The sequence below is a fragment of the Methylobacterium oxalidis genome (genome assembly GCF_007992195.1).
Lineage (GTDB): Bacteria > Pseudomonadota > Alphaproteobacteria > Rhizobiales > Beijerinckiaceae > Methylobacterium > Methylobacterium oxalidis.
On sequence record NZ_BJZU01000010.1, the window covers coordinates 1 to 22,679 of the forward strand.

The following is a 22,679-nucleotide window of genomic DNA, read 5'->3' on the forward strand; positions in this document are numbered from 1 at the left end:
GACCCTCTCCCGAACGGGAGAGGGGGCCCGCGCCCCACCTCGCCCGTCCGGGAGAGGGGGCGCGGCGCGCCCTGCAGCGGATCCTCCTTCTCGGCATCCTGCTCCTCCTCTCCCTGCGGGCCGGCGCCGGAACCCTCGACCGGGCCGGCGTCGAGCGGTTCTTTCCCCCGCCCCTCGTCGTCGGCGAGCGCGACGACGCGCTGCCGGTCTGGCCGATCCTCAAGCAGGAGGCCGGCTCCTACGAGGTCTTCGCCTACGCCTTCGAGTCGATCGACCTCGCCCCCATCCCCGGCTTCGCGGGCACGCCCCCGAACCTCCTGGTGGCGCTGGCGCCGGACGGCAGCTTCCGCGAGGTGAAGGTGCTCTCCCACCACGAGCCCGTCTTCCTCGAAGGGCTCGGCTCCGAGCCGCTCTTCGCCTTCGTGGAGCAGTACGCCGGCCTCTCGGCCCGGCGCGCGATCCGGGTAGGCCGCGCCAACGCCCGGGCGAGCGGGGCGCCGCCGCAGGGCGTGGTCGACGGAATCTCGATGGCCACCGCCTCGACCCGGGTGATCAACGAGTCGATCCTCAACGCCGCCCTGGCGGTGGCCCGGCGCAGGCTCGGCTTCGGCGCGGCCGCCAATCTCGGCCTGAAGGTCGAGGCGCGCACGGACGCCTTCGAGCCCCTGCCCTTCGCCGATCTCCTCGCCCGCGGCTACGCCAAGCGCTTCGTGGTGACGAACGGGCAGGCCGAGGCCGCCTTCAGGGGCACGGGCGTCGAGGGGCGGGCCGAGGGGCCGGCCGACGTCCCCCTCACCGACCTCGTCTTCGCCTACCTGAACGTGCCCACGATCGGCCGGAACCTCCTGGGGGAGGCCCGCTTCGCCGCCCTGACGCGGGAACTCGGACCGGGCGACCACGCGGTGCTGGTGGTGAGCGCGGGGCCGCTCAACCCGCTCGGCGAGGATTTCGTGATGGGCTCGATCCCCGACCGGATCGCGATCCAGCAGGAGGGCCTCGTCGTCAACGCCCGCGACATGGCGATCGAGCGGCGCGGCGGCGGGATGGCGGGCCTGCCGGAGGGCCCCTGGACCATCCTGAGGATCGCGGCCCAGGCCGGGTTCGACCCGAGCCGGCACTGGTCGCTCTCGGAGAAGATCGTGCGCGAGCGCGGCCAGATCCTCGTCGAGCGGGTCGCCCGGGACTTCGCGGCGGACTACGCCCTGCCCGAGAGCCTCTTCGTCCGCGAGAAGCCGGAGGCGGGGCCGAGCTGGACCGATTCCTGGACGGCGCGGGGCTGGGAACTCGGCGCCATCGCCGCCGCCCTCGGCCTCCTCGTGCCGGTGCTGTCGCGCCAGCGCGGCCTCGTGGCGGATCAGCGCCGGTTCGGGGCCTTTCGCCTCGCCTTCCTCGCCTTCACGCTCCTGTTCATCGGCTGGTACGCGCAGGCGCAGCTCTCGATCGTGACGCTCGTCGGCCTCGTGCGGGCGGCGTTGGGCGGCGGGGGCCTGAACTTCCTCCTCTACGACCCGCCCTCGCTCCTGCTCTGGGCCTTCGTGCTGGCAAGCCTCGTCGCCTGGGGCCGCGGCACCTTCTGCGGCTGGCTCTGCCCCTTCGGCGCGCTCCAGGAACTCGCCGCCTGGCCGGCGCGCCGCCTCGGCCTCCGGCAGGTGGCGGTGCCGCCGGCCCTCGACCGCGCCCTGCGCCTCGTGAAGTACGCCGTGCTCGCCGCAATCCTCGGGGCGGCCGCCCTCGCCTCGCCACTCGCCGACAGCCTCGCCGAGATCGAGCCCTTCAAGACCGCCATCACCCTGTTCTTCGTGCGCTCCTGGCCCTTCGTCGCCTACGCGGCCGGCCTGATCCTCCTCAACCTCTTCGTCTACAAGGCGTTCTGCCGCTATCTCTGCCCCCTCGGCGCCGCTCTCGCCCTCGGCGGGCGCCTGCGCCTCCTCGACTGGATCCCGCGCCGGTCCGAGTGCGGCAGCCCCTGCCAGCTCTGCAAGGTGCGCTGCCGCTACGGCGCCATCACGCCCTCGGGCCGGATCGACTATCCCGAGTGCTTCCAGTGCATGGAGTGCGTGACGATCATCCACGATCCCGGCCAGTGCGTGCCGCAGGTCGTGGCGCGCAAGCGCGGCCGCACGATCGCGCCCCGGCCGGTGGCGGCCGAATGACGGTGCGGCGATCCCTCCCCCGGCGCCGGCTGCTCCTCGGCGCGGCGGGCGCCCTCGCCTGCGCGAGCCTCGGCACGGGCGCCTTCCGCCCCCTCGCCGGGGCGCAGGGGCTCGCCGTCCGCACCCGCGCGGGCCTCGCTCTCGGCACCACCGTCTCGCTCACCGTCGCGGGCCCGGAGGCCGGCGCGGTGGAGGCGGCGCTGACCGAGGCGTTCGGCGCGATCCGCGCGGTCGAGGCCGCCGCGAGCCTGTTCCGGGCGAACAGCGCGCTCGCCCGCCTCAACCGCGCGGGCGTGCTGGAGCGGCCGGACCCGCTCCTCCTCGCGCCCCTGCGCTACGCGCTCGACCTCGCCGCGGCGAGCGGGGGCGCCTTCGACCCCACGGTGCAGCCCCTCTGGACCCTGTGGGCGGAGGCGGCCGCCCGCGGCGAGCGGCCCGGCGCCGCGGCGCTGCGGGAGGCGGTGGCCCGGGTCGGCTGGGACCGCGTCTCCGCCTCGGAGGAGGCGATCCGGCTCAAGCCCGGCACGGCCCTCACCCTGAACGGCGTCGTCCAGGGCTTCGCCGCCGACCGGGTGATGGCGGTCCTCGAGGCCCGCGGCATCCGCGACGCCTTCGTCGACACCGGCGAGTTCGGCGCGCGCGGCGCGCACCCGGACGGCACGCCCTGGCGCCTCGGCCTCGCCGACCCCCGCGAGCCGGCCCGGATCGCCGCGGTGATCGAGCCCTTTGCCGGCTTCGCATCGACCTCGGGCGACTACGCGACGAGCTTCTCGGCCGATCATTCCGACCATCACATCTTCGACCCGGCGACCGGGCGCTCGCCCCGCGGCCTCGCCTCGGTGACGGTGACGGCCCCGAGCGGCCTCGCGGCGGACGGGCTCTCCACCGCCGCGATGGTGCTGGGCGAGGCGGCGGGCCGTGACCTCGTGGGGCGCCATCCGGGCTGCGCGGTGCGCTTCGTCGCGAAGGCGTGAGGCCGGCGCGCTCACCAGTATTCGCGCCCCCGTCGGGCCGCTCCGGCGCCCGGTGCCCGCTGTCCTGCGCCCACATGGGCCAGTTGCGCCAAGTCCTGGCGACCGACATACTCGCGTCTCAAAGAAACGGGCCTGCGAGCCCGGCACATCCATGGGAGCGGGACGTGGGACAGGGCACGCAGATGCGCGCGCATCTGTGCGGGATCCGGACGGCGTGGACCGAGGCGGGGCTGGCGGGCGAGGCGGTGGCCGAGATCGCCGACGCCTTCGCGGGCGCCGATCCCGTGCAGGTCGTCGCGTTCTTCTCTCCCGAATACGATCCGGACGAGCTGAACCGGGCGTTCCGCGAGCGCCTGCCCGGCGCGGCGGTGACGGGCTGCACCATGTCCGGCGGCTTCTCGCCCGCGGGCGGGCTCGACCGCGGCCTCGTGGCGATCGCCTTCCCGCGCCGGGGTTTCCGCATCGTCTCGACGCTGATCGGCGCGATCGACCACCTCGACGTGGAGCGCACGGCCGGCGCCGTCCGGGCGCTGCGGCGCACGCTCGAGGCGGGCAGCACCGACGACGCGGCTGGGCACCGCTTCGCGGTCTCCCTGATCGACGGGCTCGCCAACGCGGAGGAGACCGTGGTCTCCGCGATCGGCTGGGCGCTCGACGGCATCCCCCTGGTCGGCGGCTCGGCCGGCGACGACCTCACCTTCCGGGACACGGTGCTGCTGCACGAGGGCGGCATCCACCGCAACGCCGCCGTCGTGCTCCTCGTCGAGACCGAGTTCCCGGTCCAGATCTTCAAGAGCGACAATTTCGAGCCGACCGGCACCAAGTTCGTGGTGACGGCCTCGGACGACGAGCAGCGCATCGTCCACGAGCTCAACGCCGAGCCGGCGGCCCGCGAATACGCGATGGCGGTGGGGCTCGACCCGGAGACGCTCTCGCCGATGAGCTTCGCCGCCTACCCGCTCGCCGTGAAGATCGGCGGCGAGTATTTCTGCCGTTCGATCCGGCGGATGAACGCGGACGGCTCGCTGAGCTTCTTCTGCGCCATCGACGAGGGCGTGGTGCTCACCCTCGCCCAGCCCCGCGACATCGTGGCGGCGACCCGGGCCGAGTTGTCCCGCCTCGACGAGGCGCTCGGCGGCATCGACCTCGTGATCGGCTTCGAGTGCATCCTGCGCCGGCTCGACGCCGAGAGCCGGCAGGTGCGCCACGGCATCGCCGACCTCTACCGGCGCTACAACGTCGTCGGCTTCGAGACCTACGGCGAGCAGTACCGCTCGATGCACCTGAACCAGACCTTCACGGGCATCGCCATCGGCCGCCCGGCGCCGCCCGCCGCCCTCACCCCATGATCGCCCTGTCCGAGGCCGCGGACGAGACCCTGCAGCGGCGCATCGAGAAGCTGGAGCGCATCAACGCGGCGCTGATGGCCCGCGTCGAGCGGAGCATGGACCAGCAGGGCGGCGCCTACGCCCTGTTCCAGACCGCCATCATGCTGGAAGGCCGCGTGCGCTCCCGGACCGAGGAGCTGACCGGCCTGATGCGGCGCCTGGAGCGCTCGAACGAGGCGCTGGTGGCGGCCAAGGAGGAGGCCGAGACCGCCAACCGCTCGAAGACGCGCTTCCTCGCGGCGGCGAGCCACGATCTGCTCCAGCCCCTCAACGCCGCGCGCCTCTCCGTCTCGGCCCTCACCGACCTGCCCCTGACGCCGGACGCGGTCGCCATCGCGAGCCAGGTCGAGCGCGGGCTCCAGACCATCGAGGACCTGATCAAGACGCTCCTCGACATCTCGAAACTCGACGCCGGGATCGTTCGCCCGGTGGTGAAGCCCGTGGCGCTGCGCGACCTCATCGGCGGCCTCGGGGCGAGCTTCAAGCCCTTCGCCGAGCGCAAGGGCCTGCGCCTGCGCGTGCGGGGGCCCGACCTCGTGGTGGCGAGCGACGTGGTCCTCCTCCAGCGGATCCTGCAGAACCTCGTCTCGAACGCCGTCCGCTACACGGAGAGCGGCGGCGTGCTGATCGCCGCCCGCCGCCGCGGCGAGACCTGCCGGATCGAGGTGGTGGATACCGGCCGCGGCATCGGCGAGGGCGAGCGCGACCTCGTCTTCGAGGAGTTCTATCGCGGCGGCGGGGGCAAAGGCGGAGAGGGCCGCGGCGAGGAGCCGGGCCTCGGGCTCGGCCTCTCGATCGTGCGGCGCATGGCGCAGGCCCTCGGCCACCCGCTCGACCTCGCCTCCCGCCCCGGCCACGGCACCCGCATGGCCCTGACCCTGCCGCTCGGCACGGAGGAGGCCGCCGAGGAGATCCGCGCGGCACCCATCGCGACGCGCCTCTCGGGCGCCCGCATCCTGATCGTGGAGAACGACCAGTCGACGGCGGACGCGCTCCAGCGCCTGCTGCGCAACTGGGACGCCGAGGTCAGCGCCTACCGGGATCTCGCCGGGGTGGCGGCCGGCGTGGCCGCGGGCCTCGTCGCCCCGGACCTCCTCATCCTCGACTACCATCTCGACGACGGCGCCTGCGGCCTCGACGTGGCGGCCTACCTGCGCGACATCGCCCAGGCGCCGCTCCCCGTGATCGTCACCACGGCCGATTACTCGCCCGAGATCGAGAGCGCGGTGTCCGGCATCGGGGCCGAGCTGGTGCACAAGCCGATCAAGCCGGCGCAGCTTCGCTCGCTCCTCACCTACATGCTGACCTGATCCGACCTCCGAGACGGGGCGGGCCAGCCTCAGCGGCGGCCGCCGAACCCGCCGGGACCGCCTCCGCCCGGTCCGCCGAGCCCGCCCGGGCCTCCGCCGCGCAGGACGTCGCCCGGCCCGCCGAGTCCGCCTCCTCCCGGTCCGCCACCACCGAGCCCGCCTCCGCCCGGCCCACCGCCGAAGCCTCCGAGACCGCCGGGCCGGTCGCCCTGGAAGGGCCGGGTGTCGATGTCGAGCCCGCGCGGTCCGGACCTGCCGCCGGGGCCGCCGAACCCGCCCGGGCGGCCGCTCCGGTCCGGTCCGGCGCCGCCCGGCAGCCCGTCGCGCAGGTCGAGCCGGTCCGGCAGGCGCTCGAAGCGGCCGGGCGCGCCGGGCGCATTCGGCGCGCCCGGCTGCCGCTCGGGCGGAGCCGGCGCGGCGCGCTCGTCGATGCGCAGGCGCTCCACCGTGAGGCGGCCGTCGCGGGCGACGTCCGTCGTCAGCACCGCCCGAACGCTGCCGCGGCGCGGCACCGCGGCGCTCGGGTTGCCCGCGACGTCGATGCCGGAGCCGAGGGCGAGGCGGTCGCCCCGCCGGCCGATATAGGCCTCGATCGAGACCCGACGCAGCCCGGGTCCGAGGTTGACGCCCGCCTCCTCGGCGCCCGCGAGCGTGAAGGCGGACGGCCCGGCCTCCCCCGTGACGAGCGCCCGCCGGCCGACGAGGGCGGGGTCGAGCGCGGCGAGCCGCAGCCGCCCGATCATCGGCACCCCGTCCTTGCCCGCGCGGACCGGGCCGGCCACCCGGGCCGGCCCGCCCGCCCGCGGCTCGACGAGGCTCGCCACCACGGTGCCGTCGGGCCGGCGCAGGCCGCTCACGGCGACGCGCTCGCCCGCCTTGAGGCGCCCGCCCCAGGGCTTCTGCCAGTCGGGCCCGAGCCCCGCCGTCGAGACGCTCTGCCCCAGGACGGTGAGGCCGCCCTTGGCCACGGTCTCGACCGGGCCGACGACCTCGCTCGCGACCTCGATCCGCCCCGTCGAGAGGCCGCCGCCGGCCTCGCGGGCGACCACCCGCACCACCTGGCCGATCCGGAGGTCGGCGGCCGTCGCCGCCGCCCCGTCGATGCGCACCGCGACGTCGGCCGGATAGGCGATGCGCAGGTCGTTGACGACGATCGAGCCGAAGCGGCGGATCGTGCCGATGACGCCGGTGCCGCCGATGCCGCGGTCGCCCTCCCCGGGGCCGCCGCCCTCCCCCTCCCCGAGACGGGCGCCGGTGCCGCCGATGCCCTGGTCGCGGATGGGCGCGTCGGGCGCCCCGAGGCCGGGCCCCGGCAGCCAGGCCGCGCCGAGGCCCGCGAGGAGACGCAGCAGGCCGCGGCGGGTCGGGTGGCGCATCGGGGGCACCGTCACGCCGGGTCGCCCGAGGCGGCGGGGGGAACGTCCTCGGCGTAGACGTAGAGGCCGAAATTCCAGCGGTGTCTGCCGCCGGGATCCGTCTGACAGGCGGCGTGCGCCTCGCGGTTGGCCTGCTGCAGGGCCTCCATGGCGATCTCGCGGGCGCGGGCCTCCAGGCGCTTGGCGAGATCCTCCGAGAGCCCGTCGTAATGCACCGCCCGCTCCAGGAACCGGGGCGCCTCGCCGACGATGTTGGCGACGCTCGCCGCGATATGGTCGTGGAGGTTGCGCCCGAAATAGTAGAGCTGCGGCTCACCCCCGCCCTTGGGCACGTAGGCGCTCTGCGCGAGCACGATCCGGCCCTCGGGATCGAGCGTGGCGAGGCCGCGGTCGAGCCACTCGTCGAGGACGGCGCGGGGCCGCAGGTCCCGCGTCACGCCCGCGACGAGGCTCTCGAAGGACGCCTCCCCGCCCTCTCCCGCCCGCGGCAGCGGCAGCGGCCGGCCCGCGCGGTCGGTGAAGCGCGGGTCGGCGAGCCAGCGCGCGATGATCCGGCTCGTGCGCGAGACCGCGACCGGCACCGCGCTCACGGGCGCGCCCGCCCCGCGCAGGCGGCGCACCTCCTTGCGGTGGATGCCCGTGAGCAGGCTGACGCGGCTGTCCGTCTGCTCCTTGCCAGGCAGGGTGAAGTCGTACTCCGCGACGTTCACGTAGAGCTCGCGCAGCAGGTTCGTCAGCGCCGGGAAGGTGATGCCGCGTGCCACGAACAGCCGGACCAGGGGGCGCAGCAGGCGCGCCACCGGCGCGTGCAGGCTCGCCCCTTCGGGCTGCGTGGATGCGGGCTCGCTCATGCGGGCAGGTTTACGGGATGCAGTGTGGGACGCAATCCCACAACGTGCGCGAACGCACCGTGAGACGTCAATTCCGCGTTGACGTGGGAATTCTGCACACGTAGCACAGCTGCGTGGTCAAATTTCCCACGGGCGAACGCCGATGCGCACACGACCGATCCTCCCCGCAGCCGTAAAGCTGCCGCCGATCATGCTACGGACGGCGGCCGCACCCCGGCCCGCACCGGCCTTCGCCCTCGCACCCCTTCGCCGCAGCCTGTTCTGCCTGGCCGCCCTCGCCCTGCCCGTCCTCGGAACCGGCCTCGCGGATCAGGTCCACCGCGCCGCCCGACCCGGGACGCAGCAGGCCGCCGCCCCGCTCACCCCCTCGCGCGGGGCGGCGGCTCCCGACCCCGGCCGCCCCGGCGCGGCCACCCGCCTCGCCCTCGAGACCCGGTGGCACCCGTGACCGGCCCCTCCATCCCCGCCTCGCTCATGCGCCGGATCGAGGACCCCGACCCCTGCGGCGGCGCCCGGGTGCTCGACCTCGCGATCTGCCTGATCCTCGCGGTCGCCATCGTCGGCCTGCTGATGCTGGCGCTCTGAAGGCGCGGCGCCGCCTGTCCCGCGCCCCGTGGCGCGGGCCTTCCCGACCCGACACGAGACAAACCGATGCCGAGACCGCTTCCGGCCGCCTGCCTGACGCTCGCCGCGCTCCTGCCCGCGAGCCTGCCCCTCCTCCGGGAGGCGGCCGCCGCCGACCTGCCGGCCCGGCAGGCCCCGCCGCCGCCCCTGCCGGTCCCGCCTGCCTTCACCTGGACGGGGTTCTACCTCGGCGTGAACGCCGGCTACGGCTTCCGCGGCGCGCCCGCCGGCTTCACGGACGTCACCTACGGCACGGTCGCGCAGTCGAGCCGCGACCGCGGCGGCTTTCTCGGCGGCGTCCAGGCCGGCTACGCTTACCAGGTGACGCCGGGCTCGGGGCTCGTGCTCGGCCTGGAGACGGATTTCCAGGGCACCGCCTTCGCCAAGGCCGACGCGGCCTATCTCGGAACGACGCCCTACGACAGCGTGGCGCCGAACCTCGACTATTTCGGCACGGTGCGGGCCCGCGTCGGCTACGCCTTCGACCGGGTGCTGGTCTACGGCACGGGCGGCTTCGCCTACGGGGGCGGCGGGCGCGCGACCTACGCGGCCGCCTATCCCAGCACGCTGCCGGATTCGAGCCGGGTCGGCTACGCGGTGGGCGGCGGCCTCGAATACGCCCTCACCGACCGCTGGTCGGCCAAGATCGAGGCGCTCTACGTCAATCTCCGCCGCGGCTGGGCGAGCACGGCGACCGTCTACGACGCCGCGGTGCCAGCCTATTACGGCATCGGCCGGACCGATCCGGGCTTCGCCGTGGTCCGCGCCGGCCTCAACTACCGCTGGTAGGCTCGCGCAACGCAGGCGCGAAGCTGAGCCTTGCCGCAGCGCGGCAGGCTCCCATGTTGAGCGGCGGGAGGGGCAATCCCGGTCAAGGAAGGACCCGCCTTGCACATCTCGACGCTCACCCGCCCGCGCGGATCGCGGATCCTCGCCATCCCCGCGGGCCTCACGCTCGGCCTCGCCCTGACGCTCTCCGCGCCGGCCCTCTCGCAGGACCTGCCGCGGCTCGACGCGGGCCGCGGCGCCCTCCTCATCCACGGGAACTATTGCGGGCCCGGCAACCGCGGCCCGGCCTTCCCGCCGGTCGACGCCCTCGACGTCGCCTGCATGCACCACGACGCCTGCACGCCGCCACCCGGCGACATCCCGCACTGCGCCTGCCACGACCGGCTGCACGCGGAGGCCGGACTGGTGGCCCGCAACCCGGCCACGCCGCAATCGATCCGCGACAAGGCGAAGTTCATCTCGGACGGCGCGCTGCTGCTGCCCTGCCTGGACTGAGCGGCCGAAGGGGCGGCGCTCCCCGACGAGGCGCGGAAGATCCGCCGCGGCGGCCTCAGACCGCGTCGGGAGCCGGCGGGGGCTTCGGGCCGCCCTTGGCGACGCCGACGAGGGCGGGACGCAGCACCCGGTCGCCGATCACGTAGCCGGACTGGACGACCTGGACGACCGTGCCCGCCGGCACCTCGGCGTTCGGCACCTCGAACATCGCCTGGTGGCGGTTCGGGTCGAAGCGCTGGCCCTGCGGCTCCACGAGCTTCACCCCGTGCCGCTCCAGGGTCTTGGCGAGGTCGCGCTCGGTCAGCTCGATGCCGTCGAGGAGGCCCTTGAGGGCGCCGTCCGCGCCCGCGCGCGCCTCGGCGGGCACGCTCTCGATGGCCCGGCGCACGTTGTCGGCGACGTTCAGCATGTCGCGCGCGAAGTTCGTCACCGCGTAGGTGCGGGCGTCGGCGACCTCGCGCTCGGTCCGGCGGCGCAGGTTCTCCATCTCGGCGAGGGTGCGCAGGACGCGGTCCTTCAGTTCGTCGCGCTCCGCGCTCAGGCTCGCCAGCGCGTCCGCGCCGGGTTGCGCCTCCGGTGTTGCCTCGCCGAAGCCCGTCTCGGGCGCCTCTCCGGCGCTCCGGCTCGCGTCCTCGCGCCGGCCATCGTGCTCCATGTCGCTCATCATCATCGCGTTTTGTCGTCGGAAAGGATTCGGGGCAGGGATTCGGGGATGGCCGCTGATATCAGGCGGCGCGCCCGCGAAATCAACCCGGAGCCGGCCTCACGCCTCCCGCGGCGGCGGCGCGGCGACGAGCGCCTCCAGCCCCTCGGCCTTGAGCGCGGCCACGTCGCCCGCGAACACCTCCATGACGGCGCTGCGGATCGCGGCCTGCCGGTCGGGCTGGGTGACGCGGGTGCCGGTGAGGTCGGTGACGTAGAAGACGTCGACCGCCCGCTCGCCGAAGGTCGCCACGTGCGCCGAGGTGATGTTCAGCGAGAGCCGGCTCAGCGCCGTCGTCAGCTCGTAGAGCAGGCCCGGCCGGTCGAGGCCGGTGATCTCGACGACCGTCTCGCGGCTCGACAGGGCGTTGTCGATGAACACGTCCGGCGGCACCGGGAAGGTCTTGGCGCGCGCGCTCGACGGGGGGTGCTTGTCGGCCACGAGTTCGGCGATCTTGATCTCGCCCTTGAGCGCCCGCTCGATCGCCGCCGTGATGCGCTTGGCGCGGCGCAATTCGTCCTCGTCCCGCTCGAAGGCGCGGGAGACGAAGATCGAGTCGAGGGCGAAGCCGTCCGTCGTCGTGAAGATCTGCGCGTCGACGATGTTGCCGCCGGCCGCCGCGCAGGCGCCCGTGACGATGGCCAGCAGCCGCGGGTGGTCGGGCGAGTAGACGGTGAGCTCGGTGACGCCGCGCACGGGGTCGGTCTCGACCTCGGTGGCGACGGTGCGGCCCTCCTCCGTCAGGCGCCGGATGAAGCCCGCGTTCTTGAACTGGCGCACCGCCTCGACCTTGAGCCAGTAGGCTTGGTTGTGGCGGGCGGCGTAGGCGTCGAACGCCTCGGACGACCAGGCCGAGAGCTGCTCGCGCAGGGCCATCTGGATCAGGCGCACCCGGTCGGTGCGGGCGATCTCGGAATGGCCGCCGGAGAGCACCACCTCGGTCTCGTCGTAGAGGGTGCGGAGCAGGGTGCCCTTCCAGGCGGTCCAGACGCCGGGCCCCACCGCCGTGATGTCGGCCACCGTCAGGATGGTGAGGAGGCGCAGCCGCTCGAGCGTCTGCACCACGCTCGCGAACTTCTCGATGGTCTTGGGGTCCGAGAGGTCGCGGCTCTGGGCCGTCATCGACATCAGGAGGTGATGCTCGACGAGCCAGGCCACCATCTCGGTCTCGGCCTGGGAGAGGCCGAAGCGCGGCCCGAGCTTCCGGGCGATCGCCGCGCCGGCGATCGAGTGGTCCTCCGGCCGGCCCTTGGCGATGTCGTGGAGCAGGATCGCGACGTAGAGGGCGGTGCGGTTGTGGATCGTGCCGATGAGGCGGGAGACGAGGGGGAAGTCCTCCTCGGCGCGGCCCGAATCGATGGCGGCGAGCACGCCGAGCGTGCGCAGCAGGTGCTCGTCCACCGTGAAGTGGTGGTACATGTTGAACTGCATCATCGCGACGATGCGGCCGAAATCCGGGATGAAGCGGCCGAGCACGCCGGCCTCGTTCATCTGGCGCAGGATCGTCTCGGGCGAGTTCTTCGAGGTCAGGATCTCGAGGAACAGGCGGTTCGCCTCCTCGTCCGCCCGCAGCGTCGGGTTGATCAGGCGCAAGGACCGGTTGGCGAGCCGCTTCGCGTCCGGGTGGATCGCGAGGTTGTGCCGGTCGGCGAGCCAGAACAGCCGGATCAGGTTGACCGGGTCGCGCTCGAACGCGTCCTCGGCGCGCAGGTTCACGCGGCCGTGGTCGATCCAGAAATCCTCAGCCTCGATGGCGGTGGCCCGGAACCGGTCGCGGAAGCGGCCGATCCAGCGGTCGAGGACGGGCGTGCGCTTGGCGTGGCGCGCCTCCAGTTCCGCGCAGACGATGGCGGTGAGGTCGCCGACGTCCTTGGCGATCAGGAAGTAGGCCTTCATGAAGCGCTCGACGCCCGAGAGGCCGCCCCGCGCGCCGTAGCCGATCCGCTCCGCGATGCGCGGCTGCAGGCCGAAGGAGAGGCGCTCCTCGGCCCGGCCCGTGGCGAAGTGCATGTGGCAGCGCACCCGCCACAGGAACTCGTCGCAGCGCTCGAACAGCCGGTACTCCTCGGGGGTGAACAGGCCCGCGTTCACGAGCTCGGCCTGGTCGCGCACCCGGTAGGTGTACTTCGCGATCCAGAACAGGGTGTTGAGGTCGCGCAGGCCCCCCTTGCCGTCCTTCACGTTCGGCTCGACGAGGTAGCGCGAGGCGCCGGCCTTGGCGACGCGGGCGTCGCGCTCGCGCAGCTTCGCCTCCACGAACTCGTGGGCCGTGCCCAACACGAGCTCGGCGTCGAAGCGGGTGACGAGCTCCTCGTAGAGGCCGCGCGCCCCGAACAGGTAGCGGGCTTCGAGGAGCGCGGTGCGGATCGTCATGTCGGCCCGCCCCTCGCGCAGGCACTCCTCCACCGAGCGGGTGGCGTGGCCGACCTTCAGCTTCAGGTCCCAGAGCACGTAGAGCATCGCCTCGACGACGCTCTCGGACCACGCGGTCTGCTTGTAGGGCAGCAGGAACAGGAGATCGATGTCCGAGCCCGGCGCCATCGTGCCCCGGCCGTAGCCGCCCGTGGCCACCACCGCGAGTTGCTCGCCCGTGGAGGGATTGTCGTTCGGGTAGAGGCGCCAGACCACCGCGTCGTGGATCGCCCGGACCACCGCGTCGGTGAGGTTCGACAGGGACTGGGCGCAGGCGATGCCGTCCCGGTCGCGCAGGAGCTGCTTCTCCGCCTCCCGGTGCCCCCGCTCGATCACGGCGCGCAGCTCCGGCACCAGCACGGCCCGCAGCTTCGTGGGCTCGCGGGCCTCGCGGTCGAGGTTGTCCAGGACTTTGCTCAGGGCGGCGGCAGCGTCGAACATGCCCATCCCGTTAGCACGTTACGCCGGGGCTGCCAGCGGGCCGGAACACGGCGGGAACATCGGAGCGGTGCGCCGGTCGCCGGAGCCTCCTTCGCATCGCACACTGCGTTCTCTGATCCGGAAAATTCGTTTGACGAAACGAACGGAATTGCCTAGCTCATTCACCGGACGCCCGCGCAGCCGGGCGCGAACGGCAGGGGAGATCACGATGCCGCGCCTCGATCGCAGGACAGTCTCGCGCGCCCTCGGCGCCCTCGCTCTCGGCCTCGCGATCCTGCCCGCACCCGCGCGGGCGGCCGACGTCAAGGAGATCCGCCTCGACTGGGCGACCTACAACCCGGTCAGCCTCCTCCTCAAGGAGAAGGGCTTCCTAGAGGAGGCCCTGAAGCCGCAGGGCATCAAGGTGCGCTGGACGCAGTCGCTCGGCTCCAACAAGGCGCTGGAGTTCCTGAACGGCGGCGCCATCGATTTCGGCTCCTCGGCGGGCGCCGCGGCGCTTCTCGCGCGCATCAACGGCAACCCGATCAAGGTCGTCTACGCCTACTCGCGGCCGGAATGGACGGCCCTCGTCACCCGCAAGGAGACGGGCATCACCAAGGTCGCCGACCTCAAGGGCAAGCGCGTCGCGGTGACCCGCGGGACCGACCCGCACATCTTCCTGATCCGGGCCCTCCAGGGCGCCGGCCTGACGGAGAAGGACGCCAAGCTCGTCCTGCTGCAGCACCCGGACGGGCGCACGGCGCTCGACCGGGGCGACGTCGACGCCTGGGCCGGCCTCGACCCGATGATGGCGGCGGCCGAGATCGAGAGCGACGACGTCCTGTTCTTCCGCGACCCCGCCGCCAACACCTGGGGCGTGCTCGACGTGCGCGAGGACTTCGCCAAGGCGAACCCGGACCTCGTGCGCACCGTGATATCGGCCTACGAGAAGGCCCGCGCCTACGCGATCGAGAACCCGGCCGCCCTGCGGGCGGCGCTCGTGGCGGCCACGAAGCTGCCCGAGGCGGTGGTCAGCCGCCAGCTCGAGCGGACGGACCTGAGCCAGCCGAATGTCGGCCCGGCCCAGGCCGAGGCGATCCGCGCGGCGGGCCTCGCCCTGCAGCAGGCCGGCGTGATCCCGGCCGACACGAACGTCGCGGCGGCCGTCGACGGGCTGATCGACCCGCAATTCAACCCGGGCGCGAAGCCCTGAGCGCCTGATCTTTCGCCTCAGCCTGTGCTAGGGCGAGCCGCATGACGGCACAGATCCTGGCATCCGAGGGCGCGGCGGCGCCCGTCCCCGCGGCGGAGGGCCGCCGCGGCGCCTCCGTTCTCGGGCACGGGGCCCGCACGCTCGCGGGCCTCGCGCTGCCGGTGGTGCTGGCGCTCGGCTGGGAACTGGCGGTGCGCTACGGCCTGGCGCAGGGGCGCCTGCTGCCGCCGCCGAGCCGGATCGGCGCGGCGCTCTACGATCTCGCCGCCTCGGGCGAGCTCTGGACCCACGTCTCGGCGACGCTCCTGCGCGTCCTCCTCGGCTTCGCCGCCGGCTCGGCGGCCGGCATCCTGGCCGGGGCCCTCACCGGCACCCTGCCCATCGCCCGCCACCTCCTCGACCCGAGCCTGCAGGCCCTGCGGGCGGTGCCCTCGCTCGCCTGGGTGCCGCTGTTCATCCTGTGGCTCGGCATCTTGGAGACGCCGAAGGTGGCGCTGATCGCGGTGGGCGTGTTCTTCCCCGTCTACGTGGGCGTGGCCGGCGCCATCGCCTCGGTCGACCGCAAGCTCGTGGAGGTGGGGCGGATCTTCCGCCTGTCGAAGACGGCGCTGGCGCGGCGGATCCTGCTGCCGGCCGTGCTGCCGGCGACCCTCGTCTCCCTGCGCACCGGCCTCGGCCTCGGCTTCCTGTTCGTGGTGGCGGCGGAGCTGATGGGCGCGTCGGAGGGCCTCGGCTACCTCCTCGTCGACGGGCAGCAATTCAGCAAGCCGGACCAGATCCTGGCCGCGATCATCGCCTTCGCGATCCTCGGCAAGCTCGCCGACGCGCTGCTCGTGCTGCTGACCCGGCCGCTCATCCGCTGGCAGGACACGGCCCGTGACAGCCTGTAGGGGGCGCCCTCAGGGAGCGGTCTCGTCGCGCTCCTCGTCGCTCTCGGGCGCGGTGTCCGCCTCCCGGCGCGTCGGGCGCGACGCCTCCACCGGCGGGAACAGCTCGGCGAGCCCGGAGGCGATCCCGTACAGGATCGGGTCCGAGGCCGGACCCGTATGGGGTGGGTTGAGATCGCTCCGGTACATGATGCCTTCGTCTCCCGCGACGCGCCTTTCTCGCAGCCGCCCGCTCTCGGTGATGCCCGACACGGACCCTTGCCGTCCGAGCAGGTCAATGCGTCGAGAAACGTTTCGTTTCATGTGAATGTCACAGGGCCGGGATTTTTCCCGCGCCCCGCGACCGGCCGGAGCCGCCCTTGCTCAGCATCGAGGACTTGTCCAAGACCTACGCCGACGGCACGCAGGCGCTCTCGCGCATCGGACTCGCCGTGCCGGCCGGCGAGATCGTCGCGCTGATCGGCGGCTCGGGCTGCGGCAAGACCACCCTGCTGCGCCTCGTGGCGGGCCTCGACCGGGCGAGCGCGGGCCAGATCCGCCTCGACGGCGAGGCGATCACGGCCCCGCACCCGGGCGTCGGCCTCGTCTTCCAGGAGCCGCGCCTGCTGCCCTGGCTCAGCGTCGCCGACAATGTCGGCTTCGGCCTCGCGCACCTCGCCGGCCCCGAGCGCCGCGCCCGGGTGGCGCACGCCCTGGAGCGGGTGGGCCTCGCGGAGCATGCGGGCCGCTGGCCGCGGGAGCTCTCGGGCGGGCAGCAGCAGCGGGTCTCGATCGCCCGCGCCTTCGTGGCGAATCCGCGGGTCCTCCTCCTCGACGAGCCGTTCTCGGCCCTCGACGCCTTCACCCGCCGCGACCTGCATGGGCACCTCCTCGCCCTGTGGGAGGAGGTGCGGCCGACCGTGCTCATCGTCACGCACGACGTCGCCGAGGCGGTGGCCCTTGCCGACCGGGCGGTGGTGATGCGCCCGAAGCCCGGGCGCCTCGACGACACGGTGCCGCTGCCGCTGCCGCGCCCCCGCGACCCCGCCGCCCCCCAGAGCGAGGCGGCGGCGCGAAGAATCCTCGCGGCCCTCGACCGCTCGCTGCGCCCGGCCGAGGCGGCGCCGCAGAACGCCAACTGGTGGTAGCGCCCCGCTGGCCGAGTGCTCCGCGGCAGGGTAGACCGCCCTCGATCCACCCGAACGAGGAAACACCCATGGACGCCACCGCCCTGCGCGCACTTCAGGCCCCGCTCAAGGACCAGTACCGCAGCACGCCCGACGCAGCCGTCATCACCCTGAAGGCCAAGGGCTCCCTCGACGACACCAGCATCGCCTGCAAGGTCGAGACGGGCCGCGCGCTGGCCGTGGCGGGGCTGCACCCGGCCACCGGCGGCTCGGGGGCGGAGCTGTGCTCGGGCGACATGCTGCTCGAGGCCCTCGTCGCCTGCGCGGGCGTGACCCTCAAGGCGGTGGCGACCGCCCTGGAGATCCCGCTGCGCGCCGGCACCGTCTCGGCGGAGGGCGACCTCGACTTCCGGGGCACGCTCGGCGTCGACAAGGAGGCGCCCGTGGGCTTCCGGGCGATCCGCCTCGCCTTCCAGCTCGACACCGACGCGCCCCAGGAGAAGCTCGACCAGCTCCTCAAGCTGACCGAGCGCTACTGCGTGGTCTTCCAGACCCTGAACCACCGGCCCGAGCTCGCGGTGAGCGCCGCCAAGGCCTGAGCGGCCGGAATCGTGGAACGCGAAGGGGGCGGGATTCCGTGCATCCCGCCCCCTTCGTCCTTCCGAGCGGCCCGCGCCCTCAGACCGTCGCGGGATTGGCGAGCGGCGCGCTCTCGGCCGGCCGGGGAGCCCCGAGCCAGTTCCGCCGCATCGGCTTCAGCACGAAGTAGGCGAGCACCGCCGTCAGCAGGTCGAGGCCGATGGCGATGCTGAAGACCGGGATCCAGTTGCCCGCCGCGTCGTGGATGAGCGCCGCCACCGGGCCGCCGAGCAGCGAGCCGACGCCCTGGGCCATGTACAGGAAGCCGTAGTTCGTGGTGGCGTGCTTGGTGCCGAACGTATCGGTGAGGATCGAGGGGAACAGCGAGAAGATCTCGCCCCAGGCGAAGAACACCAGGCCCGAGAGCAGGGCGAAGGCGTAGGCGTTCTCGCGGTAGTAGAGCAGCAGGCAGATCGCCAGCGCCTCGCCCGCGAAGGCGATCGCCATCGTGTTCTCGCGGCCGATATTGTCCGAGACCCAGCCGAAGAAGGGCCGGGTCAGGCCGTTGGTGATGCGGTCGAAGGTGAGCGCGAAGGGCAGGGCCGCGAAGGCGAAGCCGAAGAAGACCAGGGTGGCGTCGGCCACGCCGAACTCGCGGGCGAAGTTGGCGAAGTTCGCCACCACCATCAGGCCGCCCGTCGACATCATCGCCATCATGCCGAACATCAGCCAGAAGAGCGGCGTGCGCAGCATCGCCTTGGGGGCGGTGTCCTGGGCCGCGGAGATCAGCTTCGTCTCCGGCAGGGCCTGCATCTCGCCGGGGGCCGGCGCGCGCAGGAAGAGGGCGGCCACGAGCCCGACCGCGCCGAGGATGAGGCCGAACACGAGCAGCGTGTGCCGGAAGTCGGTCTCCGCCATCAGGTTGGTGATCGGGAAGGTCGTGATCATCGCGCCCATGCCGTAGCCGGCGGCGACGACGCCCACCGCGAAGCCGCGGCGATCCGGGAACCAGCGCACCATCAGCCCGACGATGCCGACGTAGACGATGCCGGTGCCGAGGCCGCAGAGCAGGCCGTAGGTGGCGTAGAGGGCGAACAGGCTCTCGGCGTAGGAGGCCGCGACCCAGCCGAGGCCGCTCAGCGCGGCGCCGATCGCGATCATCAGCTTGGGGCTGAACCGGTCGATGAGCCAGCCCTGCACCGGCGAGAAGAAGGTCTGCAGCACGATCACCAGGGTGAACGTGACCTGGACGGCCGCGAGCGAGGCGCCCGTGCTCGTCTGGAAGGGTTTGACGAACAGGGTCCAGACGTATTGGGGACTCGAGATCGTCATCATGACGATCAGCCCAAGCAGAAGTTGTATCCAGCGGCGAGACGGGTTTGTCGTATCCATTATGCGCTCCTTGCGGTCGAGAGCGTTAGCAACGGACGTGCCACCCGGAGGCGTTGCCGGACCGAGCCCGGGCGATGCCGGCGCCGGGATCCTGCACGGGGCGGGATGAGGTGCGGGCGGGCATCGCCCGCGCGGCGATTCCCTGAGCAGGATAAGATATTTCTCCGCAAATCGGGGGTTTCCGAGCTCGCGGCGCGCCAAATTCCAATGGAAATCGGCTTTTTCCGCTCGAAAGCCGGCGGAGCAAGGGGTGGAGTCTTCAAGCCGGCTCAGGGCGCCGCCCTTGGAGATGGCCCGAACCGGCCCGGCCGGGGTGGCGGAAGCCGCGGGGATCCGGCAGCACGACCGACGGCTCGAGGGCGCTCGATCGCGGCGACACGCACGTGGTGCGGCCCCAGGTCGGCCGCACCGCGCCCAGCCTGCGGGCCTGCGCCGCGCCCGGCCGGTACGCGCAAGCCTCCGACGGCCCGGCCATCGACGCGGCGCCCGCCCGCCTGTTCGATCAGCTCGCCCTTCGGCCGCAGATCACGGAGTGAGGCCCCGCCTCAGAGGCCGAGCGCCCCGCCGTCCGAGCGGGGATCGTGCATCGCCTCGATGCGGCCGTCGCCGGGGTGCCGCACGAGGATGCCCGCATGGCCGAGCGAGTCGATGTAGGCGCCGCCCAGTTCCTCGATGTCGTGGCCCATGCGCCGCAGCGCGGCGATGCAGCCGGGATCGAAGCGGTCCTCGACCTTCACGGTCAGCGACTCCGCGCCCCAGGTCCGCCCATACAGCAGGCGCGGCGCGTCGACCGCGGCGGCGGGGCTCATGCCGTAATCCGCGTAGCGCGTGAACACCTGTGCCTGAAATTGAGGCTGCCCGTCGCCGCCCATGCTGCCGTAGGCGACGACCCGGCCGTCGTCGAAGGTGGCCAGCGCCGGGATCAGGGTGTGGAACGGGCGCCGGCCCGGCTCCAGCGGGTTCACCGCATTCGGGTCGAGGGAGAACGACATGCCCCGGTTCTGCCAGTGGATGCCGGTGGCGGGCAGCACCGTGCCGGAGCCGTACTCCCAGTAGATCGACTGGATGTAGGAGACGGCCACGCCGTCGCGGTCGATCGCGCCCATCCAGACGGTGTCGCCCTCGCCGGGGTTGCGAAGCGGCACGGCGGCGGCCCGGCCCATGTCGATCGCCGCCGCCTCGCGGGCGAGGCGATCCGGCGTCAGGAAGGCCGCCGGGTCGGCGCGCAGCCGGTCGAAGTCGGTGACGACCCGGTCGCGGATCGCGAAGGCCCGCTTCGTCGCCTCGATCAGCCCGTGGTAATGGGCCGCCGTCTCGGGCTCGCGGATGTCGAGCCGGTCGAAGATGCCGAGGATGAGGAGGGCCGCGAGCCCCTGCGTCGGCGGCGGAAAATTGAAGATCGTGGCGCCCCGGCGCCGGATCGAGAGGGCGGCACGCTCGCGCGGGGCGTAGGCTTCGAGGTCGGCCCGGGTCACCGGCGCGCCGAGGCGCTCCAGGTCGGCGGCGATCTCGCGGCCGATATCGCCCCGGTAGAAGTCGTCGAGGCCCGCGTGGGCGAGCTGCTCCAGCGTGGCGGCGAGCGCCGGCAGGCGGCGGATCTCGCCCGCGGGCCAGGGCCTGCCCTCCTTCAGGAAGGTCGGGGCGAAGTTCGGCGCGTCGTGGAGCGTGTCGAGTTCCTTGGGCACGTAGCGCGCCTCGGAGGCCGAGACGGCGCAGCCCTCCCGCGCGTGGCGGATCGCGTCCGCCAGGAGCACGTCGCGGGGCAGGCGCCCGCCGAGCGCCCGGGCGAGGGCCTCGGCCATCCCCCAGCCGCCCACCGCCCCGGCGACGGTGACGGCGGCGTCCGGCCCCCGGGCGGGGATCGCGTCGAGCCCCCTGTCGCGATAGCGCGCGATCGTGGCGAGGCGCCCGGCCGGCCCGCAGGCCTCGATGCCGCGCACCCGGCCCCCCGGCTCGCGCACCAGCCAGAAGCCGTCGCCGCCGATCCCGTTCATGTGCGGGTAGACCACCGCGATCGCCGCCGCCATCGCGATCATCGCCTCGACGGCGTTGCCCCCCTGAGCCAGCACGGTGCGCCCGGCCTCGGCCGCGAGGCTGTGGGGCGCGGCGACCGCGCCGTGGGCGAAGGTCGGGGTCTCGGGGCTCTCAAACCGGGGGCTCAGTGTCTCGGGCATGGCGATCCGTTTGCAAGGCTCGAACCCGATCGAGGCTCGAACCCGATGGATTAGGCGACGGGAGCGTCCGGGGGAAGGCACCCGGATCGAAGGTTGTATCCGCGGCGCGTGGCCTGTCACGGATCGAGACCGCATCGGCCCGCCCTTCGCGCCGGGCGGCCCCGCCCTATCTCCCGTCACGGAATGGTGATCTTCGAGTGGGTCGTAGGCGTCCTCCTGGGCGCGGTGTTGCTGGCGGCGCTCGCCAGGCGGGTGGGCGCTCCCTATCCCGCCTTCCTGGCGCTCGGTGGCGTGGCCCTGGCCTTCGTGCCGGGCGTGCCGAACCTGAAGCTCGACCCGGAGCTCGCCCTCGCGCTCTTCCTCGCGCCCGTCCTGCTCGATGCGGGCTACGACACATCGCTGCGCGACCTGAGGGCGAACTGGCGGCCGATCGGCGGCCTCGCCCTCGGCGCGGTGGCGGTGACGACGGTGGCGGTCGCCGTGGTGGCCAAGGCCGTGGTGCCCGAGATGCCCTTCGCGGCCTGCGTGGTGCTCGGGGCCGTGGTGGCCCCGCCGGACGCGGTGGCGGCGCTCTCGGTGCTGCGGCACGTGCCCCTGCCGCACCGGCTCACCACGATCCTGCGCGGCGAGAGCCTGCTCAACGACGCGGGCTCCCTGCTGATCTACCGCCTCGCCGTGGCGGCGGCGATCACCGGCAGCTTCCACCCCGGCGAGATCGCGCCGACCTTCCTGCTCGGCGTCGTCGGCAGTCTCGTGGCCGGGCCCGTCCTCGCCTTCGTCTACGTCGCGGTGATGCGCCTTTTCGCGGACGCGGCGAGCGTCATCGTGCTCCAGTTCGTCGCCGCCTTCGGCATCTGGATCGCGGCCGAGGGGCTCGAGATGTCGGGCGTCCTGACGGTCGTCAGCTTCGCCATCACGGTCGCGCGCTTCTCCCCCGGCATCACGCCGCCGCGCACCCGCATCCTGTCGTACGCGGTCTGGGACACGGCGGTGTTCGTGCTCAACGTGCTGGCCTTCGTTCTGATCGGCATCCAGATCGGCCCGATCCTCGACCGGCTGAACGAGGCCGAGCAGACCACCGCGCTGATCCTCGCCGGCATGGTCTTCCTCACCGTGGTGCTGGTGCGGATCGCCTGGGTTCTGCCGGCGAGCGGCCTCGACCGGCTCGAATTCGCGAGCCACCGCCGGCCGCGGCCCGGCACCTCGGACGCGGCGCTCGGCCTCAAGGCGGCGCTCGCCCTGTCGTGGTCGGGCATGCGCGGCATCGTCACCATCGCGGCGGCGCTGGCCCTGCCGCAGGGCGGCGAGAACGGCGGCTTCCCCTACCGCGACCTCATCGTGTTCACGGCCTTCTGCGTGGTGATCGGCACGCTGGTGATCCAGGGGCTGACCCTCGGGCCGCTGCTGGCGCGCCTCGGCCTCGAGGACGACGACCCGGTCGGGCGCGAGGTCGGGCGGGCCCGGGCGGAGGCCTACGCCGCCGCCCTCGACAGCCTCGACCCGCAGGAGAGCGAATCGACCGCGGCCCTGCGCCAGGAATTCGTGGCCGCGCTCAAGGAGGCGAAAACCCACGAGGAGGGCCTCGCCCCCGAGACCCTGCCCGCCGACGACGCCCGCCGCCGCGCCATCTCGGCCGCCCGCGACCGGGTGCTGGCGCTGCGCCGCGAGGGCGGCATCGGCGACGACGCCTACTACGTGCTGGAGGAGGAGTTCGACTGGGCCGAGCTCAACGTCACGCCCCGCGCGGAGACGTGAGGCGCGGCACTCGCCTGTTCGGGAGAGGAGACCCCGCGCGCGGTCGTGTCGGGCCGGCGCAGGCGGAGCCGGCGCCCC

21 protein-coding genes are annotated in these 22,679 nt (G+C 73.4%); 14 read left to right on the forward strand and 7 right to left on the reverse strand.

All coding sequences use genetic code 11. The annotated features are described in order from the left end of the window. The first annotated feature begins 71 nt into the window (after positions 1-71). The 4 genes from MOX02_RS03985 to MOX02_RS04000 all read left to right on the forward strand — a co-directional run bounded on the left by MOX02_RS03985 (position 72) and on the right by MOX02_RS04000 (position 5,825). A complete protein-coding gene (locus MOX02_RS03985; RefSeq protein ID WP_147024451.1) occupies positions 72-2,153 on the forward strand; it encodes a 4Fe-4S binding protein in 2,082 nt (693 codons plus the stop codon). A 2-nt stretch (positions 2,154-2,155) separates the two neighbouring features. After that, positions 2,156-3,127, forward strand: coding sequence for an FAD:protein FMN transferase (locus MOX02_RS03990; protein ID WP_373866713.1), 972 nt, complete (start codon positions 2,156-2,158; stop codon positions 3,125-3,127). 164 nt (positions 3,128-3,291) lie between these two features. Next, the gene (locus MOX02_RS03995; protein ID WP_147024437.1) at positions 3,292-4,476 is read left to right on the forward strand and encodes an FIST N-terminal domain-containing protein; all 1,185 of its coding nucleotides are present in this window, start codon (positions 3,292-3,294) and stop codon (positions 4,474-4,476) included. Next, positions 4,473-5,825 carry an ATP-binding response regulator gene (locus MOX02_RS04000; RefSeq protein ID WP_147024438.1) on the forward strand — a complete coding sequence of 451 codons (1,353 nt, stop codon included), beginning with the start codon at positions 4,473-4,475 and terminating at the stop codon, positions 5,823-5,825. Before MOX02_RS03995 ends, MOX02_RS04000 begins: the two co-directional genes overlap by 4 nt. 29 nt (positions 5,826-5,854) lie before the next feature. On the opposite strand, the gene MOX02_RS04005 is transcribed toward MOX02_RS04000, so the two are convergent. Together MOX02_RS04005 and MOX02_RS04010 are read right to left on the reverse strand one after the other, a co-directional pair. After that, the gene (locus MOX02_RS04005; RefSeq protein WP_147024452.1) at positions 5,855-7,201 is read right to left on the reverse strand and encodes a DUF5666 domain-containing protein; all 1,347 of its coding nucleotides are present in this window, start codon (positions 7,199-7,201) and stop codon (positions 5,855-5,857) included. Positions 7,202-7,212: 11 nt separating this feature from the next. Next, positions 7,213-8,052 carry a DUF6502 family protein gene (locus MOX02_RS04010; protein WP_147024439.1) on the reverse strand — a complete coding sequence of 280 codons (840 nt, stop codon included), beginning with the start codon at positions 8,050-8,052 and terminating at the stop codon, positions 7,213-7,215. A 142-nt stretch (positions 8,053-8,194) separates the two neighbouring features. Between MOX02_RS04010 and MOX02_RS04015 the strand changes: the two genes are divergently transcribed. The 4 genes from MOX02_RS04015 to MOX02_RS04025 all read left to right on the forward strand — a co-directional run bounded on the left by MOX02_RS04015 (position 8,195) and on the right by MOX02_RS04025 (position 9,960). Further along, positions 8,195-8,500: a hypothetical protein gene (locus MOX02_RS04015; RefSeq protein WP_147024440.1), complete on the forward strand. Its 306-nt coding sequence runs from the start codon at positions 8,195-8,197 to the stop codon at positions 8,498-8,500. Beyond that, positions 8,497-8,637 carry a hypothetical protein gene (locus MOX02_RS30970; RefSeq protein WP_170267652.1) on the forward strand — a complete coding sequence of 47 codons (141 nt, stop codon included), beginning with the start codon at positions 8,497-8,499 and terminating at the stop codon, positions 8,635-8,637. The genes MOX02_RS04015 and MOX02_RS30970 overlap by 4 nt, the downstream gene beginning before the upstream one ends. 66 nt (positions 8,638-8,703) lie before the next feature. Continuing rightward, the gene (locus MOX02_RS04020; protein ID WP_147024441.1) at positions 8,704-9,465 is read left to right on the forward strand and encodes an outer membrane protein; all 762 of its coding nucleotides are present in this window, start codon (positions 8,704-8,706) and stop codon (positions 9,463-9,465) included. 99 nt (positions 9,466-9,564) lie between these two features. Then, entirely contained in the window at positions 9,565-9,960 is a 396-nt protein-coding gene (locus MOX02_RS04025) for a phospholipase A2 family protein (RefSeq protein ID WP_238179721.1), read from the forward strand. Between the two features lie 55 nt (positions 9,961-10,015). Here the strand turns inward: MOX02_RS04025 and grpE are convergent, their stop codons facing one another. Beyond that, complete coding sequence (grpE, locus tag MOX02_RS04030; RefSeq protein ID WP_147024442.1) at positions 10,016-10,630, reverse strand: nucleotide exchange factor GrpE; 615 nt, start codon at positions 10,628-10,630, stop codon at positions 10,016-10,018. Positions 10,631-10,723: 93 nt separating this feature from the next. Next, positions 10,724-13,516, reverse strand: a complete 2,793-nt coding sequence (locus MOX02_RS04035) for a [protein-PII] uridylyltransferase (protein WP_147024443.1) — start codon at positions 13,514-13,516, stop codon at positions 10,724-10,726. 208 nt (positions 13,517-13,724) lie between these two features. Between MOX02_RS04035 and MOX02_RS04040 the strand changes: the two genes are divergently transcribed. Further along, on the forward strand, positions 13,725-14,708 hold the full coding sequence (locus MOX02_RS04040; RefSeq protein WP_147024444.1) for an aliphatic sulfonate ABC transporter substrate-binding protein: 984 nt from the start codon (positions 13,725-13,727) through the stop codon (positions 14,706-14,708). 41 nt (positions 14,709-14,749) lie between these two features. Next, entirely contained in the window at positions 14,750-15,598 is an 849-nt protein-coding gene (locus MOX02_RS04045; RefSeq protein WP_147024445.1) for an ABC transporter permease, read from the forward strand. Positions 15,599-15,607: 9 nt separating this feature from the next. Here the strand turns inward: MOX02_RS04045 and MOX02_RS30975 are convergent, their stop codons facing one another. After that, positions 15,608-15,784 (reverse strand): hypothetical protein, encoded by a 177-nt coding sequence (locus MOX02_RS30975; RefSeq protein ID WP_170267654.1) that lies wholly within the window; start codon positions 15,782-15,784, stop codon positions 15,608-15,610. A gap of 170 nt (positions 15,785-15,954) precedes the next feature. On the opposite strand from MOX02_RS30975, the gene MOX02_RS04050 reads away from it, so the two are divergent. Then, positions 15,955-16,722: an ABC transporter ATP-binding protein gene (locus MOX02_RS04050; RefSeq protein WP_147024446.1), complete on the forward strand. Its 768-nt coding sequence runs from the start codon at positions 15,955-15,957 to the stop codon at positions 16,720-16,722. 68 nt (positions 16,723-16,790) lie between these two features. Further along, entirely contained in the window at positions 16,791-17,300 is a 510-nt protein-coding gene (locus MOX02_RS04055) for an OsmC family protein (protein ID WP_147024447.1), read from the forward strand. Positions 17,301-17,379: 79 nt separating this feature from the next. On the opposite strand, the gene oxlT is transcribed toward MOX02_RS04055, so the two are convergent. Continuing rightward, the gene (oxlT, locus tag MOX02_RS04060) at positions 17,380-18,672 is read right to left on the reverse strand and encodes an oxalate/formate MFS antiporter (RefSeq protein WP_147024448.1); all 1,293 of its coding nucleotides are present in this window, start codon (positions 18,670-18,672) and stop codon (positions 17,380-17,382) included. 383 nt (positions 18,673-19,055) lie between these two features. Between oxlT and MOX02_RS30980 the strand changes: the two genes are divergently transcribed. Beyond that, positions 19,056-19,208, forward strand: a complete 153-nt coding sequence (locus tag MOX02_RS30980; RefSeq protein ID WP_170267656.1) for a hypothetical protein — start codon at positions 19,056-19,058, stop codon at positions 19,206-19,208. 9 nt (positions 19,209-19,217) lie between these two features. On the opposite strand, the gene MOX02_RS04065 is transcribed toward MOX02_RS30980, so the two are convergent. Beyond that, positions 19,218-20,846, reverse strand: coding sequence for a gamma-glutamyltransferase family protein (locus tag MOX02_RS04065; protein WP_147024449.1), 1,629 nt, complete (start codon positions 20,844-20,846; stop codon positions 19,218-19,220). 183 nt (positions 20,847-21,029) lie between these two features. Between MOX02_RS04065 and MOX02_RS04070 the strand changes: the two genes are divergently transcribed. Then, entirely contained in the window at positions 21,030-22,601 is a 1,572-nt protein-coding gene (locus MOX02_RS04070; RefSeq protein WP_147024450.1) for a cation:proton antiporter, read from the forward strand. The last annotated feature ends 78 nt before the right edge of the window (positions 22,602-22,679 follow it).

What these genes read in the sequence shown, in the direction of transcription:
- MOX02_RS04000 (WP_147024438.1), top strand. Translation starts at nt 4,473, where the DNA reads ATGATCGCCCTGTCCGAGGCCGCGGACGAGACCCTGCAGCGGCGCATC.
- MOX02_RS04005 (WP_147024452.1), bottom strand. Translation starts at nt 7,201, where the DNA reads ATGCGCCACCCGACCCGCCGCGGCCTGCTGCGTCTCCTCGCGGGCCTC.
- MOX02_RS04010 (WP_147024439.1), bottom strand. Translation starts at nt 8,052, where the DNA reads ATGAGCGAGCCCGCATCCACGCAGCCCGAAGGGGCGAGCCTGCACGCG.
- MOX02_RS04015 (WP_147024440.1), top strand. Translation starts at nt 8,195, where the DNA reads ATGCGCACACGACCGATCCTCCCCGCAGCCGTAAAGCTGCCGCCGATC.
- MOX02_RS04020 (WP_147024441.1), top strand. Translation starts at nt 8,704, where the DNA reads ATGCCGAGACCGCTTCCGGCCGCCTGCCTGACGCTCGCCGCGCTCCTG.
- grpE (WP_147024442.1), bottom strand. Translation starts at nt 10,630, where the DNA reads ATGATGATGAGCGACATGGAGCACGATGGCCGGCGCGAGGACGCGAGC.
- MOX02_RS04035 (WP_147024443.1), bottom strand. Translation starts at nt 13,516, where the DNA reads ATGTTCGACGCTGCCGCCGCCCTGAGCAAAGTCCTGGACAACCTCGAC.
- MOX02_RS04040 (WP_147024444.1), top strand. Translation starts at nt 13,725, where the DNA reads ATGCCGCGCCTCGATCGCAGGACAGTCTCGCGCGCCCTCGGCGCCCTC.
- MOX02_RS04045 (WP_147024445.1), top strand. Translation starts at nt 14,750, where the DNA reads ATGACGGCACAGATCCTGGCATCCGAGGGCGCGGCGGCGCCCGTCCCC.
- MOX02_RS30975 (WP_170267654.1), bottom strand. Translation starts at nt 15,784, where the DNA reads ATGTACCGGAGCGATCTCAACCCACCCCATACGGGTCCGGCCTCGGAC.
- MOX02_RS04055 (WP_147024447.1), top strand. Translation starts at nt 16,791, where the DNA reads ATGGACGCCACCGCCCTGCGCGCACTTCAGGCCCCGCTCAAGGACCAG.
- oxlT (WP_147024448.1), bottom strand. Translation starts at nt 18,672, where the DNA reads ATGGATACGACAAACCCGTCTCGCCGCTGGATACAACTTCTGCTTGGG.
- MOX02_RS04065 (WP_147024449.1), bottom strand. Translation starts at nt 20,846, where the DNA reads ATGCCCGAGACACTGAGCCCCCGGTTTGAGAGCCCCGAGACCCCGACC.
- MOX02_RS04070 (WP_147024450.1), top strand. Translation starts at nt 21,030, where the DNA reads ATGGTGATCTTCGAGTGGGTCGTAGGCGTCCTCCTGGGCGCGGTGTTG.